This is a genomic window from Polaromonas sp. P5_D5 (genome assembly GCF_054049435.1).
In genome coordinates this window covers 537,870-554,754 of the sequence record NZ_JBFUMJ010000003.1, presented here as the reverse complement: position 1 = coordinate 554,754, position 16,885 = coordinate 537,870, and the positions used below count along the sequence as shown (strand labels likewise).

Genomic DNA, 16,885 nt, shown 5'->3' with positions numbered 1-16,885 from the left:
TCGACGGTAAGGGACTTACGAAACCTGGGCTTCAAGCAGCTCCACCGGATCGCCGTAACGCGCCGCCAGTGCCACCACTGACGGGTCGCGCAGCGCGCACAAAAAACCGTCCTTGATCAGGGTCTGATTACCTGCAGTCACGGTGCCGTCCAGCGTGATGAGGTCCATGTGCACCGGCGGCTCTTCCCAGTCAGGCATGACGCGGCGTATGTAGTCGCTGGGTTGTGCCAGGTCGATGCCGAAGTGCAGCGCGCCGGGCGCGTTCGAGCCGGCTGGGTACACCGTGTGGCGCGGTGCCTTGGGGTTGAAACCGCAGCCGCCGCCTTCGATCATTCGGCCGCCGACCAGCATCTCGCGCAGGATCACCGCTTCTTCTGAAATTCCATCGACCGAGGAAATCGTGTCGCCTTCAAAATGCACGGCGATTTTTTCCTCAAACGGTTTGGCAAAACCGACCGCCCATTGCGGGTAAAGCACGCCCGCCATGGGCACCACGGCCTTGAAATCATTTTTGACCGAGTTGTGATCCCACAGATTGGGGCCGTGTGTCGGCAGGTAGTGCACATAACAGCCGTCTTCCTCGGCTGTCATCTGGCCGCGCCAGCGGTTGGTGGCCAGCTGGCTGGCGCGCATCGCCTGCGTGAAGCTGATGCGGAAGTCGCTGCCGCGAGAGTCGGTGAAGCGCAAGTCGAAATCGCCTTCGATCGGGTAACGGCTGGCCGTTTGGCGGATGATCTCGCCGATGAGGTCGACCGGAAAGCGCGCCTGCGGCGTGTGCAGCAGGTCCAGGTTGCGAAAGTAGGTGATCTTGACCCAGCGCTGGCCGGCGCGGCGCAGGTTGATGCACAAAGGGTCGAGGATGGAGCAGAACCAGGTAGACACCACAAAAGTGGCCTTCTTCAGCATGGCGTGCACTTCTTCAGGTACGGCGGTCACTTGCGTGCTCGGCTCCATATAAATGCGCGCCTCGGCGCCGCGCGATTTGGCAATACCGATCACGGCGTCGATCACACGCGGGTCCAGCAGAGGGTCGGCCAGCATCAGGACCCAGTCCCCGGGGCGTATCGCCATCACGCGCGAGAAGTTGTCCAGCGCCTGGAAGAAGTATTTGGTGTCGGTCAGATTTGCAGCGACCGGGATGGGCAGGCCAACGTAGGTGGAGGTGGGGTTCATCGTGCTTCTGATGGAAATTGCATGCATAAATCAGTCTTGCAGGTTGCAATTCGCTGAATATTATCAGTAAACTCCGAATTTTCTTAGCCAACTAATATAATTGCGTGCAATAGGCCGCGGGCGGCGATCTGAACTGAATACCAGCAGGCCCCGCGGAACCGGCTTTGCCGGGCCGCAGGGGGCCGCCCCTTTGAGGGGGGGACGGGCTACACGAAGTGAGTCCCGGACGGGGGTGTTCGTCGTAAATTAGCGAAGGCCTCGAACTCCCAGCTCCGCATGGCCAGCAGCAAGGTGAATCCTTCGCGGTCCTTGTCGCCCAGCTTCTGGTCGGTCTGGTGCTGTTGGGCAAAGTCCTGCGCCACCCGCTGCATGCGCTCAAGGAACGAAGGCGCCAGGCCGCGGCTGATGGAGCCGTGCACCAGCAACAGGCCTTCGCCGTTGCCGTCAAATCCACCGGAAAAATAGTCAAGCAGGGCGTTTTCGCGGAAGTAGTCCATGACCGGCCCGTGTGGTCGCCAACGGAAGGTCTTGGCGAGCTTGAGCCGGTAGCGGTTCAGCGGCTTGAGCTCGATGATGCCGATACGGTCCAGTTGCGCAAGGTATTTGATGCACTCGGCTTCGGTCAGCCGGTAACTGGTGGTGATTTGCTCCAGCGTCCATTGCGACAGCACACAGATGGCGGCCAGCAACAGCTTCTTGTCGGCCACCACGGCTTTTTCCTGTGCTTCGGTCAGCTCCGCCAGCAGCGGCTGGGTGTCGGCGATGCGCCTGGCCAGGTCGGCAAAGTCCAGCTTGAGCGCGCGGCAGATCGCGTCGATACGCGAGAGGGGCATATCGCCCCTGGCCAGCATGCGCTTGACGCTTGACTCGGCCATGCCAAGTTTGACGGCCAGGTCGGCGTACGTCATGCGCGCAGCCTTGAGCTCTTTTTTGAGGGCGGTGATCAGATCTGCGGTAGTGCTCATGAGTATCGATTATCGGTACTTTAAGGCTGAACGGTGAGAACTGGTTCTAATTTCGGTGCTTTTTTCGGGACATGGCCTGCACAGTGCGGCTTCATTCACACAGGAGCTGCCCCATGCCAATCAGCCTAAAAACCGCCCACCGCCGTGTTGTGCCACCGCCTTCCTGGTTCGCACAGATGAAGGTATCGGGCTGGAACGCACCGGCCTGCCGCCGCGAATCCGCGCTCGCCGGCGTGTTGCTTGCGATGCTGGCGGCGGCATTGCTGGGGCCGTCGGTGGCGCAGCCTTTGCACTATCACGACTTCGCCGACCAACGAGCCTGGGGATGGTTGCCGCATGCGATGGACGTCCTCAGCAACCTGCCGTTCGTGCTGTGGGGCATGGCGGGTGCCTGGGCCCTTGTGCGTGCCGTGAAGGCGCGGGCTGTCAGCGCCGCAGCCGCAGGTTTCGCAGGGCTGTTCTTTTCCGGCTTGGCCCTCACCTCCGTGGTTTCTGCGGCCTACCATCTGCAGCCGGGAGATGCCGGGCTGGTCTGGGATCGCGGCGGCATGGTGTTTGCCTTCGCCGGCCTGCTCGGGCTTGGCACCATGCAGGCCGTCAGCACCCGTGCCGGTATGGCGGTTGCTGCAATGGTCCTCGTTCTCGGACCGTTGTCCGTGCACCTGTGGTCGCAGACGGGCAATGTGCTGCCCTGGGCCGTTTTGCAACTCGGTGGCATGTTGCTGATTGTCGGCGTCGCCTGTTTGCGGCCCACGCTGGCAGGGCGGGTGTTGCCCATCCGCTGGATGCTGGTGGTGGCCATTTATGCGCTGGCCAAGCTGCTCGAGCTGGGTGACCACGCGGTGTTCGAATGGACGGGTCAGCTGGTTTCGGGCCACACCCTGAAGCACGTGGTGGCCAGTTGTGCTGCCTGGCCCGTCGTTGCGGCGCTTCTGGACGCCCGGAAATTCAAGGCAGAATCCACAGCAGCATTCAAAAACAGAGCAGGCAGGCCATCTCGCCACAGCTTGCCGCACAACAACTGAAAAGAGGAGTCAAGCATGCCTGTTGATATGGCCGCCGCGGTGTCGCCACCCCCCGTTCACGAGCATCCGAACCAGTTCGCGCTCCTCAAGCAGCGCCGCTTCGCCCCTTTCTTCTGGACGCAGTTTTCAGGCGCGGCCAACGACAACCTTTTCAAGTTTGCCTTCACCGTGATGGTGACCTACCAGCTCAGCGTGAGCTGGCTGCCTCCCGCGCTGGCGGGGCTGGCCATTGGAGCTTTGTTCATCCTGCCGTTTTTGCTGTTCTCTGCTACCAGCGGGCAGCTCACGGACAAGTTCGAGAAGACGCGCGTGATCCGTTTTGTCAAAAACCTGGAAGTGGTGATCATGCTGATCGCTGCGGTCGGCTTCATGAGCAGCAACGCCAATGTCCAGGTGCCCGTGCTTTTGGGGTGCACGTTTTTGATGGGGCTGCATTCCACGATATTCGGCCCGGTCAAATTTGCCTATCTGCCGCAGGCGCTCAACGAGCGCGAGCTGACCGGCGGCAACGGCATGGTTGAGATGGGCACCTTTGTGGCCATTTTGCTGGGCCAGGTGGTGGGTGGGCTGATGGTGGCCGTACCCCAGGTCGGGCCGGACTATGTGGCCATTGCATGCATCGGCCTCGCACTGGTTGGCCGGCTTGTCTCGCAGTTCATTCCGCTGACGCCTGCGACTGACCCGGGCCTGAAAATCAACTGGAACCCGGTGACAGAAACCTGGCGCAACCTCAAGCTTGCCAACGGCAACCTGGTGGTGTTCCGCTCCATGCTGGGTATCAGCTGGATGTGGTTTTTTGGTGCGGTATTTCTGAGCCAGTTTCCGAGTTTTGCCAAAGAGGTGCTGCACGGCAATGAACAGGTGGCGTCTTTGCTGCTGGTCGTTTTCTCCATCGGCATCGCGACCGGATCGCTGCTCTGTGAGGTGCTCAGCAAACGCCACGTCGAGATAGGGCTGGTTCCTGTGGGAGCCATCGGCATGAGCGTGTTTGCGGTTGACCTTTACTTCGCCTCGCGCGGCTTGCCGTCAGCGCCCGTCATGACCTTGGGCGCCTTCATGTCGCAGCCTGCGCATTGGCGCGTAATGATCGACCTGGCCTTGCTCAGCCTCTTTGCCGGCCTTTACAGCGTGCCGATGTACGCGCTGATCCAGTTGCGCAGCCAGTCCACGCACCGGGCGCGCATCATCGCGGCCAACAACATTCTCAATGCGCTGTTCATGATCGTCAGCGCCATCCTGGCCGGCGCCCTGCTCAAGGCCGGGTTCAGCATTCCGCAAATATTCCTGTTCGTTGGACTGGCCAATGCAGTGGTGGCGTTCTACATTTTCATGCTGGTGCCCGAGTACCTGCTGCGTTTTATCGCACTGATTGCTTCGCGCCTGGTCTACCGCTTCAAGATCACCGGTGACGACAACATCCCTGCCGCCGGCGCCGCCGTGCTGACCTGCAACCACGTCAGCTTTGTCGACCCGGTGCTGCTGATGGCCGCCAGCCCGCGCCCCATCTACTTTGTGATGGACCACCGCATCTTCAAAATGCCGGTTCTGGGCTGGCTGTTCCGGCTGGCCAAGGCGATCCCGATTGCACCGCGGACGGAAGACCCGGCGTTGTACGAGGCGGCTTTCGAAGCCGCCGCCAAGGTGCTGCGTGACGGCGATTTGCTCGCAATATTTCCCGAGGGCGGTATTACAAAAAATGGCGAACTGCAGGAGTTCAAAGGCGGCGTCATGAAGATTCTGGAGAATGCCCGGCGTGATGGTGTGCAGGTCAATGTGGTGCCGATGGCGCTGACCGACTTATGGGGTTCATTTTTCAGCCGCGCCGAAAAAGGAGTCGCCATGACCAGACCCTTTCGGCGCGGGCTCTTCAACCGGGTGGGCCTGAATGTAGGCATGCCAATTGCTGCGGACAAAGTGGAGCCTTCGGATCTGAGGGCGAAGGTGGAACAACTTCTGGGACAGGACAAGACATGACTGCGCTTCAATTTTTTAAAGCTGGCGGCAGGATTTCTCGCGGTGGCTTCTGGCTGCATGGCCTCATCGCGTGGGCGGTTTTGTACCTGGCCTGGGCAGCCGCAGGGCCGGCCCCTTCGGTGGTGCTGGCCTGGCTCATCAATGGTCCGGTACTGGCGGCGCTGATATTGCTCTGCATCCGGCGCCTGCATGACCGTAATCGTTCGGGCTGGTGGCTGCTGCTGGTCCTGGTGCCGGTGGCCGGTGCGTTGTGGCTGGCGTGGCAACTGGCCTTCAGGCGCGGCCTGCCGCAAGACAATCGCTGGGGCCCCGACCCGTTGGCGCCGCGCGGCGACTATCTGGTGGTGCGGTAGAGGATGACGCGGGACCACAACATGCACAACAACACTTTGATCGTGAACGATGTGACCGGCCTCAACCCGGTTGCCGTCTGGGCCATCAGCAAACCCAAAACCGTGGAAGAGGTGTGCGATGCCGTGCGCCGTACCGATGGCCCGCTGTCGGTGGGCGGTGGGCATTTCAGCATGGGCGGGCAGACTGCCAGCCCCGGCAGCCTGCACCTGGACATGCGTGAACTCAACCAGATCATCCGCTTTTCGCCGATGGAGAAAACCATACGCGTGCAGGCTGGCATTCGCTGGTGCGACATCCAGCGCTTTGTCGATCCGCACGACCTTGCTGTGAAAATCATGCAGACCTATGCCAATTTCACGGTAGGTGGCGCACTCAGTGTGAACTGCCATGGCCGCTACATGGGCCTGGGTGCAGTGGTGATGTCGGTGCGGGAGATCCGGGTGGTGCTGGCCGACGGTAGCGTGCAGGATGCTTCGCCTTCCGTCAATGCGGAACTCTTTTACGCTGTGATCGGCGGCTATGGCGGTGTGGCCGTGATCGTTGAGGCCGAACTGGACCTGGCGGACAACACCAAGGTCAAGCGGCTGGCCCGCAAGATGAGCGCGGCCGAATACATCAGCCACTTCAAGGCCAAGGTCAGGTATTTCCAGGACGCGGTCTTTCACAATGCCGACCTGTACCCGCCGCATTACCGCAAGGTGCGCTCCGTCACCTGGGCGCGCACTGACGAAGCCACCACCGAGCCAAGACGTTTGCAGCAAGGCGGCGAAACCTACTCTGTGAACCGCTACTTTGTATGGGCCGTGACCGAGACCCCCTTGGGTAAATGGCGGCGCGAATACCTGATCGACCCCCTCCTTTATTTTTTCCGCAAGGTGCACTGGCGCAACTTCGAGGCGGGTTACGACGTGGCGGAGCTTGAGCCGGCTTCGCGCAAGTACACGACCTATGTGCTGCAGGAATACTTCATTCCGGTGGAGCGGTTTGACGACTTCGTGCCGATCATGGCGGAAATCCTGCAGCGCTATCGCGTCAATGCGCTTAACGTGTCGGTGCGGCATGCGCGGCCCGACCCCGGCACCCTGCTGGCCTGGGCCCGGGGTGAGACCTTTGCGTTTGTCCTCTATTACAAGCAGCGCACCCGGGACAACGCCATCAACCGCGTGTCGGTCTGGACGCGCGAGCTGATTGATGCGGCCATCAGTGTCGGCGGCAGCTACTACCTGCCCTACCAGCCGCATGCAACGCCGGAGCAGTTCCACGCCGCCTATCCGCGGGCCAAAGAGCTGTTCGCCCTGAAACGCAAGCTCGATCCGCAGTTCCGCTTGCGCAATGTGCTCTGGGACAAATACTACGCCCCCACATTGAACCCCACGCTGAACGATTCCAACACCTGAACGACAGGACCTGCCATGACCACCACCTCACCCGTCTCGGAATTTCGCGCCGTTTTCAGCGTCACCCGCTGGCACGACGGTTTTTACAAGTTCCTGCAGAATATCTACCGCCTTTATCCTGAGGACCGGTTTCACACACTGATCAAGAACACCTCGGCCGAACTCGACAACGATGAAGCCATTTACCGCAGGCTCCAGCGTGAACTGCCGAAGATCAAGCCCTTCATGGCGGACCTGACGCTGGCGTTGCCGGCACTCTTCAAGCAGAAGAAGGAAATGGCCGACCAGACCCAGCGGCTGCTGGGCGACAAAAAGCAGATTGACGGTTATGTCGAGATCGGCTCCACCGGCCGCTATATCAGCGAGCTGAAAAAGCGCATCAAGGTGACTGGCCCCGTCACCCTGGTGAATGATGTGGCGCCCACCAACTCGCCGGTGGACATCGCAGAGCGCGGCGGCCTGTTCAAGATCGGCAGCTTTGTGCCGATGAACGACTATGACCCGCTGCCGGCGAGCATTCCCGATGCCAGCGTGGACCTGGTGACCTGCTATATCGGCCTGCACCACTGCCCGCTGGACAAGCTGGATGCCTATGTTGCCTCCATCGTGCGTGTGCTTAAGCCGGGCGGCATGTTCATCCTGCGCGACCATGACGTCACCACGCCCGAGATGTTCACGTTTGTCTCGCTGGTGCACACCGTCTTCAATGCCGGCCTGAACGGCGCATGGGAAACCAACCAGCGAGAGCTGCGCTACTTCCGGCCTGTCGCCGAGTGGGTGGCTTACCTTGGCGAACGTGGACTGAAGGACAGCGGCAAGCGCGAGCTGCAGGCGCACGATCCTTCCGACAACGTGCTGCTGGCGTTCACAAAATCCGGCGAGGCTGCCGCGTGATGCGCTGGCTGCGCAATCTCACAGTTGCGGGCGCCTTCGCCGCGCTTGTCGGAATGGCGCCGGCCGCCGGCCCTGCGCCGGTGGCGGGGTCCGAGCATGTGCGCGGCGTCGAGCAGACGCTGCTGACTTATCCCGAGTGGTTCCTGGTATTCAGCCCCTATGAGTACGGCGAGTTCATAGGTGCCAGTGCGCCCAGCCGCTTTCCTTTTTATGGCCACATCGGCCAGTTCTGGGAAAGCTACAAAGCCGTCTTTGACGAGACGAGCCGCCGCGGGCTCGACCTCAACCCCGGCTATCACCTGATGATCATGGTGATAGGCACCAGCACGACGGTGGAATATGCGCTCAAGTCGGCCTATGAGACGCTCGTCGGACGGCTCGCCGAATCACTGGCCGGCCGGCCCACGCCCGAGGACAGGCATGCGGCCAGCGTTGCGCAGGACTATGTGCGGTTTATCCGCGTAGAGCCCTGGTACCTGTATGACTTCGACAAGGCGCTGGCAGGCCTTTGGCGCGATGTGCCTCTCACCGGGCCGGACATGGTCCGCAAGTGGGAACGCCGTTTTGCCCTCACGACCGAATACCTGGTCAAGGCGGGTTATGCCCGGCTGATCAAGTTGGGTACGCAGACGATCTACGATGCGCCCTTGCCGGTCACTGCCGTGGTGGCAAAGCCTGTGCCGCGGGCCGACGCCGCGCTGCCGGAACTCAAAGTGCTCTCACCGAAGCCCGACGGTTCGGCCCTGGTCACCATCCCCCGCTATGAGGCATTCATGCGCTATGCCCAGGCATTGGCGGTGCAAGGCGTCAATTTCAGCGAGATCGCAGGCAATGATTCATTCATCCTGGTCAGCGTACTGGCGCCAGGCACCTGGGAGCCCACCAGCCCCGCCACGCCACTGCTGAGGCAACCCATCCTCACCCGGCCCGGCATCCAGCGGGTGGTGTTGACGGTGCCCGTCAAACACCTGGCCGAGTCGTTGCGCCAGTGGCAAGCCGGCAATCTGCAGGTGGAGCACATTTTTGACTATTAAGCGGCGAGAGCAGAAGCCAGGGCGCACCTGGCTTATTTACCCGTGGCGCGTACTCATGGCGCTGGTGGCCTGCCTGTTGCTGGTCGTGGTTTTTTCCTGGGCCCGCATGCTGTGGGTTGAGGACCACAGCCCGCGTGAGGCGGCACCCAGGGAAGGGCGCTGGCTGCATGCGCATGACGTGGACCTGTATGTGCAGGAATTCGGCGACCCGGCCGCGCCGCCCCTGGTACTGACCCACGGCACCGGCGCATGGAGCGGCACCTGGGACCAGAACGTGAAGGCCATGGCGGCCGCCGGCTATCGCGTCATTGCGGTGGACCTGCCGCCCTTCGGCTTCAGCACGCGGCCTGCTGCGCGCGACTACAGTCGCAACGCACAGGCGCGCCGCATCATCGGCTTGATTGATGCGCTGAAGCTTGGCCCGGTGACACTGCTGGGCCACTCCTATGGCGGCGGGCCCGCGGCCGAAGCCGCCATGCTGCAACCCGACCGCGTGCGCCATCTCATCCTGGTCGACGCGGCAATCGGCCTGATGGAATATCCCGCACCAGCGAAAAGCGGCGGCGTGGCGGCGAGCCTCTTTGGCATTCGCCCGCTGCGCACGGCACTGATTGCCACGGTGGGCACTCAGCCCTTGTTCAGCGAATTCTGGTTGCGCCAGTTCGTGGCTCGCAAGGAGGTCGTCACGCCTTCGCGCACGGCAATTTATCGGCAGCCTTTCGTGCTGGACGGCTTCACCGCCAGCCTGGGCGACTGGGCCGCGCAATTTGCCGGCGAGAGCGGCAAGTCCTTGAGCGAGAAACCTGAAGGTTTCCGCGAGCTGCCCATGCCGCTGACCTTGGTCTGGGGGCAGGAGGACACGATCACGCCGCTGTCCCAGGCCGAAACCCTGCAGCGCCTGGTCGCCGGATCAAGACTGCTGGTATTGCCTGGCGTCGGTCATATTCCGCAAATTGAGGATCCGGCCTTGTTCAATATGCGCATGACCGAGGCGCTAAGACATCCTTGAACCGGTTCCTTGGATAAGTATCAAAATTCGATACTCTTCGATCATTGCTGAGGATCTGTATCGTTACTCGCGTGATTTTGCAGCGTTGGCCCGCACAGTAGCGGCACCTCAACAACCGCAAGGTTTTTATGCAGACGCTGATACACCGTGACTCCAAACCCTGGCAGGTTCAGGTGTGGGCCTCGTTCGTGATTGCAGTTTTCCTTTGCGCTGTGGGCTTGTCCTGGCTGCCCGGCAAGGACCTGGACCGCGCTTTCATGATCATGGGGTATTTCTTCTGCCTGTCGGCCGCTTTCGTGCTGGCCAAGTATGTGCGTGACCAGGAGCAAAGCCGGGCCGAAGGCCGGCTGACGGACACCCCGATGTTCAAGCTGGTGGTGTGGGGTGGCTTCTTCCTGGCGATGTCGCTGACGGGCTGGGGTTTGTGGCGCATGGAGATCAATGAAACCTACAAGGCTTTCCTGGGCGTGAGCTGGCTCTACCTGATCACCTGCAGCTTTACCCTGGCCAAAACCCTGCGCGACCGGCACGAAGCCGACTTGAGCGAAGCCCGTATGGGCCGCGGGCCCCGCGGTCACGCGGCCAGCGACTAAGTAACAACACCTCTGCTTCTGGAACGCATCATGAAAAAGTCATTTGCTACATATTTAATAGCTGCTTGCGCAATATTGGCGGGTGCTACGGCATCTTTTAATGCGCAAGCCCAATCGGAGGCTTCCGCTCTCAGTGCCGTCTCGGCACTGCCGGTAGCCTCCGTCGTAGTCACGGCCAGCGCCGCGGTGGGTGCAGTCGTCGCTGTGCCTGTGGTTTTGTCTACGGCCGGTACGGTGCTGGTGGTCAAAACGGTGGAGAGCACGGCAAGGGGAACGGTGTACGTGCTGGAGCGCGCCTCCGACGGTGCCCGCGCCAGCATCGAGGTGGTCGGCCGGGGCGTTGCCGGCGTTTCCATGGTCGTCGGCACCGCCGTGGTGGTCAGTGTGGTAAGCGCCGGGGTGGTGCTGTCGGCGGCCGGAGAGGCCATTGCCTTTATTCCCAATGCGCTAGGCCGCGCGTTGCTGCACAACGAGCGGTTGACCCAATAAGGCGGAGTACCCCATGAAAATCACTCGAGTCTTCCTGCCGTTGTTGCTGGCGGCTTTTTTCCTGGGCGCCACCCCAACTGTCCATGCCGGGCGTTCCTGCGAAGCGCGCAAGACCAACCCTCAGACCGTTGAGCGCGGCATGACACTGGCCGAGAAGACGCTGGCGTCGCTCAATGCCAGCGGCGAGAAGGTGGTGGTGCTGGCGCGGGCAGGCCAAGACCTGGGCAAGTACGGCATTCGCTATTCGCATCTGGGCCTGGCCTATCAGCTGCCCGACGGTCAGGGCGGCATGACCTGGCGCGTGGTGCACAAGCTCAACACCTGCGGCACCGGCGACTCAGCGGTGTATCGCCAGGGACTGGGCGAGTTTTTCCTGGACGACCCGTGGCGTTACGAAGCCGCCTGGGTGGCGCCTGCGCCGGAAGTCCAGGCACGCCTCCTGGCGCTGCTGCAAGACCCGGGCCGGTTGACAGCCATGCACCACAAGCCTTACAGCATCGTGAGCTACGTGTGGGGCCGCAAGTACCAGCAGTCCAACCAATGGGCGATTGAAACCGTGGCCGCCGCGATGGAACCCGGGGTGACCACACGTGAGAAGGCTCAGGCCTGGCTGCAATTCAAGGGCTACGAGCCCACCACGCTCAAGCTGGGCCCTTTGACCCGCCTGGGCGGGCGCGTGACCGCGGCGAATATCGCGTTTGACGACCATCCCAACGACAAACGGTTTTCTGACCGCATTGAGACCGTCACGGTGGATTCGGTGTTTGACTGGCTGCAACGCGCACAAATGACGGTGCCCGGCAAGCCCGTGACCGTCATCAAACTGTGAAAACCTGTTTTCCAGAAAACGGAGATAACCATGGCCAACACTTTGCGATTGACGGAAAAATGGATGCACCGCGGCCTCTGGCTGGTGGCTTTGGTGTTTGCCGGTTTCCTGATCGGTTTGGGTGGCACGGTGGTCGGCGATTTGCCGAAAGTCGAGAAGCAGCTCTCGGTCGACGACTACATGGACGCCACGGCCAGCAATGCGCTGCGCGGCACCATCAAAACGGCCGAGCGGGCCGAGCGTGACGCGCAAACCGCGCTGGAGCAAGCCCAGCTTAAACGCCGGGCAGCCCAGGCGGATTCGGCCGCAGCGCGTGAAACCTTCGACAACTGGCTGTCTACACGGCGTGCCACGCAACTGGCTGAACAGGACACCGAGTTGCTGTCGCGTACGCGGGCGCTGGACGGGCTGAAAGACCGTGAACGCGCGGCGGGCGTCGCCGTAGAAGCTCAGCAGCAGGCGGCACTGGATGCCCGGCAGGGTGCGACGCGCGAACGCCGCAAGCTGGCGGAGATGGAAGAGGCTGCCCAGGTGCAACTCAACGCCGAATACCGGCGTGTGGAACTGCGCGTCTTTCTGTATCGCCTGGCCCTGACTCTCCCGTTGCTGGTGGCGGCCGGCTGGCTGTTTGCGAAAAAGCGCGAGACGACTTACTGGCCCTTTGTGTGGGGTTTTATCTTCTTTGCTGTGTTTGCCTTCTTCGTCGAGCTGGTGCCTTACCTGCCTAGCTACGGTGGTTATGTGCGTTATATCGTAGGCATTGTCGTCACGGCGCTGGTGGGCCGGCAGGCCATTGTTTCGCTGAACCGATACCTGGAAAAGCAGAAGCTGATCGAGCAGCTGCCGAACGTGCAACGCCGCGAGGAACTGAGCTACGACACGGCGCTGACAAGGCTTTCCAAAGGCGTGTGTCCGGGCTGTGAGCGGGTGGTGGATCTGAAAAATCCGGTGATTGACTTCTGTCCGCACTGCGGCATTGGCCTGTTCGACCATTGTGCGAAGTGCTCCACGCGCAAGAGCGCGTTCGCCAGGTTCTGCCATTCCTGCGGTGCCAGCTAATGCGCTTTGACCCATCGCGCAGGAGGGCGCTATCGGCAATCGCGGGTGGTGCTGCGCTGACGCAACTGAATGCCGAGGCGAAATGCCCGGTCGATCCGTTGAGTGTGTGCAATGTCACGCATCTGAGTTCTGTGACGGTGGCCGGGATCGCGGAAATTCGTGGGTCCGATGATGTCCGGCAGGCTTTAAAAAAATGGCAAGGCCGCGTGAGTGTCGGCGGCGGCAGATTCAGCATGGGTGGACAAACCGCAATTCAAGGCGGACTGCAACTGGATATGCGCTCCATGAATGCAGTGGTGAAATTCGACCCTGCCAAACGAACCGCCAGAGTCCAGGCCGGTATGCGGTGGCGCGACTTGCAAACAATCATCGACCCGCAGGGGCTGGCGGTCCAGACCATGCAGAGCTACGCCAGTTTCACGGTGGGAGGTTCGGTGTCGGTGAATTGCCATGGGCGTTATGTCGGGCACGGGCCTGTGAGCCGTTCCGTCAGGGCCCTGCAGATCGTTTTGCCTGACGGTGAGGTGGTTGAAGCCAGCAGGCAAATCAATTCAGAACTTTTTCATGCCGCCATTGGTGGATATGGAGGGGTTGGCGTCGTCACGGAGATTGAACTCAATCTCGATGAAAACTTTCGCATAGAAAGATCAACGAACCGCATTTCCATTGAAGACTATCCGGGCTGGTTCCGCGAGAAGATCCAGTCTGACCCGAACGTGCTGTTGCACAACGCCGATTTATTCCCGGACCGGTTTGGCTATCCGCATTGCGTCACGTGGTCACGCACCGACAAGCCCTTGACCATCCAGGAGCGGCTGACGCCGCCGGGTCGCCCCTACACGAAAGAGAAATTTTTCTTCTGGGCCATGACGGAGTTGCCTGGCGGAGCTTTGCTCCGGGGAAAAGCCGCTACTTCCATCGAAGATACCCCGGCCGTGGTGTGGCGCAATTATGAAGCCAGCCTTGACGTTGCGCAGCTGGAGCCAGCGAGCCGGGATTTTTCCACTTATGTTTTGCAAGAGTATTTTGTTCCGGAGCGCCACTTCACGAGCTTCGCGCGAAAGATGGCAGACATCTTGCAAACGATTCCTACGGGAACGGTGAATGTTTCAATACGCCACTCGCCGCCTGATCATGCGGTACTGATGGCTTGGGCGCGGCAAGATGTATTTTCTTTCGTGATTTACTATAAGCAGGGCATGTCGGTCTATGCGCAGCGACACGCTGCGCAATGGACTCGCTCAATGATCGATCTGGCCTTGGCACATGAAGGTACCTACTACCTGCCGTATCAGCTGCACGCGACAAAGGAACAATTTCTTCGTGCTTACCCTCAGGCGCCAAGGTTCAACAAGTTGCGTGAGCATATTGGCGCGTCGCGGTTCACGAATGCTTTGTGGTCGCAGTACCAGATCTGATGTGAAGCCGTTCCCGAAAGGCCGACAGAAGCCGCAGGTTCCTCGACTCAGGCCATCGGCCGCCCAAAAAATGGGTAACCCGGGTCGTTATAGCCGTGGCTGGACGCGTGGCCGGGCACGACCAGATCATCAATAAAGGTTTCGTCGTCCTTGTCCAGCACAAGTTCCACCGCACCATACACATCCTCCAGGTGCGACAGGGTGCGCGGGCCGACGATGACCGAACTGATCAGTGGATTGGCCAGCACCCAGGCTGCGGCGAACTGGCCGGGCACTTGTCCCCGGGCTTCGCAGCGCGCCTTGATCTTCTGCGCGATAACGAGTGACTCTTCGCGGAATTCGGTCTCAAGGATGCGCTTGTCGCCGCTGCCCGCGCGCGTGCCTTCGGCCGGCGGCTGGCCTGGCGGGTACTTGCCGGTCAGCACGCCGCGCGCCAGCGGGCTGTAAGGCACCACTCCCATGCCGTAGTGGCCGCAGGCCGGCAGGATTTCAACCTCCGGGCCGCGGTTGAGCAGGTTGTAGTACGGCTGGCACACCACGGGTTGCGGCACGCCCAGCGCTTTGCACAGGTGCACCACCTCGGCAATGCGCCATCCCCTGAAATTGGACAGGCCGAAGCTGCGGATCTTGCCCACGCGGATCAGGTCGCCCAGCGCACGCACCGCCTCCTCCAGGTTGGCGTCATGGTAGTCACGGTGCAGGTAAAGAATGTCCAGGTAGTCGGTTTGCAACCTGGCCAGGATGGCCTCCGTTTCCTGCACCAGCCAGCGGCGGGAGTAGTGGCCTTCATTGATGGCCTCGCTGACAGGGTTGCCCAGCTTGCTGGCCAACACCCAGTGGTTCCGCTGGCCCGCGAGCAGCTTGCCCAGGTCTTTTTCGGACTGGCCCTGGTTGTAGACATCGGCCGTGTCGATGAAGTTGAGCCCGTGCTCGCGCGCCGACGCCACGATGCGGCCTGCTTCTTCAAACGGCGTCTGCTTGCCGAACATCATGGTGCCCAGGCACAGGACGGAGACTTTGAGGTTGCTGTTTCCAAGGCGGCGGTATTGCATGGTCATCTTTGCAAAAAAAGTGGGCAGGATCGCTGATGGTGCCTGAGCCTGAATCTTTGCGCTGCACGTCGGCTATTTAGTGACTGCGGCCCCCGCCATGAAGACCTGCTGTCTATATGTCGGTTTTCGGTGAGGTATCTTTATTTGATGCTAATAGTACTAATTTAATGATCTTGTATCTTTAAACGAAACTTTTAGGGCATTCCGCTCCACACTGCCTCTACAAGCATGTGCTTGGGCCTTCGGGTTATTTATGAAGATCGATTCCTCCCTGTTCTCCCTGTCACGCCTGACGCGTCGCACGGCTTTGGCCGCTGCGGTGTTGGGTGCCACTGCCCTGACGGGCTGCTACGTCGTGCCGGTCCAACCCGGCCATCCGCCGGTTTCCTCCACGGTGTATGTCACACCGGCCATGCCGGCAAGCACGACCTTTGCGGCGCGGCTGTACCCGGCGAACGACACCGCCCAGGCCTACGGCATGGTGGGCGCGGTGGTGACCAATGACATGAACGGGCGCGGCACCTTCACCACCAACATCAACGGTGAAAGCTTTAACGGGGAAGCTACGCGCATCGCAGGCTCTTCAACGCGCGAAGGGGTGGCCAACGGCTCCGGCAGCCGGGGCAGCTATATCAGTTGCCGCTACCAGATGAACTCGTCAACGATGGGGACGGGGCAGTGCAAGCTCTCCAACGGCGCGCAGTTCACGATGCACATCGGCGGTTGAATCAACTGAAATGGCCGTCGCCATAACTACCAACAGCGGCGCCGGTTACTGCTGCATCTGCTCGACAGCGACGATCTGGGGCGCTGCCTTGAGGTGCCCCACATACCGCAGCGGCTTGTGAATCATGATGGAGGGCACATCGCCCTCCCGCATGTGCAGCAGGTCGCCGGGGTTGATCAGCCGGGGGTCGGCGTCGGTCAGCGGCAGGCCGGCGCTGCGGTAGGCCTCCAGGATGAATTGCGAACAGAAGAACTGGTCATTGCGACCCAGCCCCAGCTGCACGGCTGCGATGCCGCGAATACAGAAGTCGCGCACCATGGAAGGTACCAGCGGCAGCTCGCACATGCGGCGCTCCAGCGCGAAAGGCGCCTGCAGCATCACGCCGACATAGTTGTATTTCTTGCCTTCATGGCTGGCAGCGAAGGTGTTGATCTTGATGGCCTGTTCGGCGGTGAGGTCGGGATGGCGAAACGCCACCACCGTCGCCTCATCATTGAGCAGCGCGTCCACGCTGCGCACGCGAATACCCGAGCCCACGGCTTCAGCGATCTGCCGGTTGCCCATATATATCGCAGCATGGCTGACCGGCGATAGCGTGATCAGGCGAATGCCCACCGAGTTGATGCCGTTTTCAGCGGTGAGGATGATGTCGCCCGGTAGCAGGACGTCGGGCCTGATCAGCTCTCCACCATTGCCCGGGTTCAGGGCCATGTTCTGAAAACCCAGCATAGGCGCACCCGTCTCCGCATGCGGCTTGATGGCCGTGGCGCAGCCGCCAAGCGCAAGGAGCAAGCTGCCCAGGACAGTCACCAGGGACAGCAGTCGGGCCATCGTGGCCTGCGGTGAGGTTTTCGGCATGCGCAGGGCTCCAGTCAAATACGGGGTTGGAATGA

Annotated in this window: 17 protein-coding genes; 13 read left to right on the top strand and 4 right to left on the bottom strand. The window is 61.2% G+C overall.

The window, feature by feature from the left end:
- Nucleotides 1-15: 15 nt before the first annotated feature.
- Complete coding sequence (locus tag ACXJKE_RS15405; RefSeq protein WP_457281459.1) at nt 16-1,173, bottom strand: hypothetical protein; 1,158 nt, start codon at nt 1,171-1,173, stop codon at nt 16-18.
- 206 nt (nt 1,174-1,379) lie between these two features.
- The gene (locus ACXJKE_RS15400) at nt 1,380-2,138 is read right to left on the bottom strand and encodes a helix-turn-helix domain-containing protein (protein WP_457281458.1); all 759 of its coding nucleotides are present in this window, start codon (nt 2,136-2,138) and stop codon (nt 1,380-1,382) included.
- A gap of 113 nt (nt 2,139-2,251) precedes the next feature.
- Here ACXJKE_RS15400 and ACXJKE_RS15395 point away from each other — a divergent pair, with 113 nt between their 5' ends.
- From ACXJKE_RS15395 to ACXJKE_RS15340, 12 genes are all read left to right on the top strand, one after another.
- On the top strand, nt 2,252-3,163 hold the full coding sequence (locus ACXJKE_RS15395; protein WP_457281457.1) for a hypothetical protein: 912 nt from the start codon (nt 2,252-2,254) through the stop codon (nt 3,161-3,163).
- A 15-nt stretch (nt 3,164-3,178) separates the two neighbouring features.
- Entirely contained in the window at nt 3,179-5,137 is a 1,959-nt protein-coding gene (locus ACXJKE_RS15390) for an MFS transporter (RefSeq protein ID WP_457281456.1), read from the top strand.
- The gene (locus ACXJKE_RS15385; RefSeq protein ID WP_457281455.1) at nt 5,134-5,490 is read left to right on the top strand and encodes a DUF805 domain-containing protein; all 357 of its coding nucleotides are present in this window, start codon (nt 5,134-5,136) and stop codon (nt 5,488-5,490) included. The genes ACXJKE_RS15390 and ACXJKE_RS15385 overlap by 4 nt, the downstream gene beginning before the upstream one ends.
- A 21-nt stretch (nt 5,491-5,511) precedes the next feature.
- Nucleotides 5,512-6,888 (top strand): FAD-binding oxidoreductase, encoded by a 1,377-nt coding sequence (locus ACXJKE_RS15380; RefSeq protein ID WP_457281454.1) that lies wholly within the window; start codon nt 5,512-5,514, stop codon nt 6,886-6,888.
- A gap of 15 nt (nt 6,889-6,903) precedes the next feature.
- Complete coding sequence (locus ACXJKE_RS15375; protein ID WP_457281453.1) at nt 6,904-7,782, top strand: methyltransferase domain-containing protein; 879 nt, start codon at nt 6,904-6,906, stop codon at nt 7,780-7,782.
- A complete protein-coding gene (locus ACXJKE_RS15370; RefSeq protein WP_457281452.1) occupies nt 7,779-8,816 on the top strand; it encodes a hypothetical protein in 1,038 nt (345 codons plus the stop codon). Before ACXJKE_RS15375 ends, ACXJKE_RS15370 begins: the two co-directional genes overlap by 4 nt.
- A complete protein-coding gene (locus ACXJKE_RS15365; protein WP_457281451.1) occupies nt 8,806-9,825 on the top strand; it encodes an alpha/beta fold hydrolase in 1,020 nt (339 codons plus the stop codon). Before ACXJKE_RS15370 ends, ACXJKE_RS15365 begins: the two co-directional genes overlap by 11 nt.
- A gap of 128 nt (nt 9,826-9,953) precedes the next feature.
- Nucleotides 9,954-10,418, top strand: a complete 465-nt coding sequence (locus ACXJKE_RS15360) for a YiaA/YiaB family inner membrane protein (protein WP_457281450.1) — start codon at nt 9,954-9,956, stop codon at nt 10,416-10,418.
- A 30-nt stretch (nt 10,419-10,448) separates the two neighbouring features.
- Nucleotides 10,449-10,907: a hypothetical protein gene (locus tag ACXJKE_RS15355; RefSeq protein WP_457281449.1), complete on the top strand. Its 459-nt coding sequence runs from the start codon at nt 10,449-10,451 to the stop codon at nt 10,905-10,907.
- A 13-nt stretch (nt 10,908-10,920) separates the two neighbouring features.
- Nucleotides 10,921-11,736 carry a DUF2145 domain-containing protein gene (locus ACXJKE_RS15350; RefSeq protein ID WP_457281448.1) on the top strand — a complete coding sequence of 272 codons (816 nt, stop codon included), beginning with the start codon at nt 10,921-10,923 and terminating at the stop codon, nt 11,734-11,736.
- A gap of 30 nt (nt 11,737-11,766) precedes the next feature.
- Entirely contained in the window at nt 11,767-12,795 is a 1,029-nt protein-coding gene (locus tag ACXJKE_RS15345; RefSeq protein WP_457281447.1) for a serine endopeptidase, read from the top strand.
- Entirely contained in the window at nt 12,795-14,213 is a 1,419-nt protein-coding gene (locus ACXJKE_RS15340) for an FAD-binding oxidoreductase (RefSeq protein WP_457281446.1), read from the top strand. Before ACXJKE_RS15345 ends, ACXJKE_RS15340 begins: the two co-directional genes overlap by 1 nt.
- Before the next feature lie 47 nt (nt 14,214-14,260).
- Here ACXJKE_RS15340 and ACXJKE_RS15335 read toward each other — a convergent pair whose 3' ends face one another.
- Nucleotides 14,261-15,265, bottom strand: a complete 1,005-nt coding sequence (locus tag ACXJKE_RS15335) for an aldo/keto reductase (protein ID WP_457281445.1) — start codon at nt 15,263-15,265, stop codon at nt 14,261-14,263.
- Between the two features lie 253 nt (nt 15,266-15,518).
- Here ACXJKE_RS15335 and ACXJKE_RS15330 point away from each other — a divergent pair, with 253 nt between their 5' ends.
- On the top strand, nt 15,519-15,992 hold the full coding sequence (locus ACXJKE_RS15330; protein WP_457281444.1) for a hypothetical protein: 474 nt from the start codon (nt 15,519-15,521) through the stop codon (nt 15,990-15,992).
- Between the two features lie 45 nt (nt 15,993-16,037).
- Here ACXJKE_RS15330 and ACXJKE_RS15325 read toward each other — a convergent pair whose 3' ends face one another.
- Entirely contained in the window at nt 16,038-16,850 is an 813-nt protein-coding gene (locus tag ACXJKE_RS15325) for a YiiX/YebB-like N1pC/P60 family cysteine hydrolase (protein WP_457281443.1), read from the bottom strand.
- Nucleotides 16,851-16,885: the final 35 nt, after the last annotated feature.

Bases quoted from the DNA above. Each gene is read 5' to 3' on its own strand.
- ACXJKE_RS15405 (WP_457281459.1), bottom strand. From the start codon at position 1,173: ATGAACCCCACCTCCACCTACGTTGGCCTGCCCATCCCGGTCGCTGCA.
- ACXJKE_RS15400 (WP_457281458.1), bottom strand. From the start codon at position 2,138: ATGAGCACTACCGCAGATCTGATCACCGCCCTCAAAAAAGAGCTCAAG.
- ACXJKE_RS15395 (WP_457281457.1), top strand. From the start codon at position 2,252: ATGCCAATCAGCCTAAAAACCGCCCACCGCCGTGTTGTGCCACCGCCT.
- ACXJKE_RS15390 (WP_457281456.1), top strand. From the start codon at position 3,179: ATGCCTGTTGATATGGCCGCCGCGGTGTCGCCACCCCCCGTTCACGAG.
- ACXJKE_RS15385 (WP_457281455.1), top strand. From the start codon at position 5,134: ATGACTGCGCTTCAATTTTTTAAAGCTGGCGGCAGGATTTCTCGCGGT.
- ACXJKE_RS15380 (WP_457281454.1), top strand. From the start codon at position 5,512: ATGCACAACAACACTTTGATCGTGAACGATGTGACCGGCCTCAACCCG.
- ACXJKE_RS15375 (WP_457281453.1), top strand. From the start codon at position 6,904: ATGACCACCACCTCACCCGTCTCGGAATTTCGCGCCGTTTTCAGCGTC.
- ACXJKE_RS15360 (WP_457281450.1), top strand. From the start codon at position 9,954: ATGCAGACGCTGATACACCGTGACTCCAAACCCTGGCAGGTTCAGGTG.
- ACXJKE_RS15355 (WP_457281449.1), top strand. From the start codon at position 10,449: ATGAAAAAGTCATTTGCTACATATTTAATAGCTGCTTGCGCAATATTG.
- ACXJKE_RS15350 (WP_457281448.1), top strand. From the start codon at position 10,921: ATGAAAATCACTCGAGTCTTCCTGCCGTTGTTGCTGGCGGCTTTTTTC.
- ACXJKE_RS15345 (WP_457281447.1), top strand. From the start codon at position 11,767: ATGGCCAACACTTTGCGATTGACGGAAAAATGGATGCACCGCGGCCTC.
- ACXJKE_RS15340 (WP_457281446.1), top strand. From the start codon at position 12,795: ATGCGCTTTGACCCATCGCGCAGGAGGGCGCTATCGGCAATCGCGGGT.
- ACXJKE_RS15335 (WP_457281445.1), bottom strand. From the start codon at position 15,265: ATGCAATACCGCCGCCTTGGAAACAGCAACCTCAAAGTCTCCGTCCTG.
- ACXJKE_RS15330 (WP_457281444.1), top strand. From the start codon at position 15,519: ATGAAGATCGATTCCTCCCTGTTCTCCCTGTCACGCCTGACGCGTCGC.
- ACXJKE_RS15325 (WP_457281443.1), bottom strand. From the start codon at position 16,850: ATGCCGAAAACCTCACCGCAGGCCACGATGGCCCGACTGCTGTCCCTG.